Annotated in this window: 1 protein-coding gene; it reads left to right on the top strand. The window is 56.1% G+C overall.

Features of this window, described 5'->3' with window-relative positions; genetic code table 11:
• Nucleotides 1-358: toprim domain-containing protein (locus AC1RO3_RS08850; RefSeq protein WP_481764056.1), on the top strand; the 358-nt coding region annotated here is incomplete at both ends.

A 358-nucleotide genomic window follows, 5' to 3' on the forward strand; every position in this document is an offset into this window, starting at 1 on the left:
GATGTGTGTCAAATGGCTCGACGACTACGATACGTGGTCGAAGACGAAGTTCATCTACCTGCCGGTAATGGTGCGTGGTGAGCAGAAGGGGTACTTTCGCGCGCGTTTGCGTAAAGACGATAGCGATCGTAATTTGCCGTCGTATTTGCTGGCACCGAGCCGAAAAGGCGCGAATTGGTCGCGTCAGGATGGCCTGTGGCCGTACGATTACGTGATGAACATGATGAAGGAGATGGGGACGCGCACCGTCGTCATCGTCGAGGGGCAGCGTGACGCGCTACGCCTGATTCTTGCGGGGATTCCCGCACTCTGCATATTCGGCACACAGTCATTTTCGCGTGAGAAGGCGCGTCACCTT

The sequence above is a fragment of the Dellaglioa sp. CoH-57-MRSF-19 genome (genome assembly GCF_056781975.1).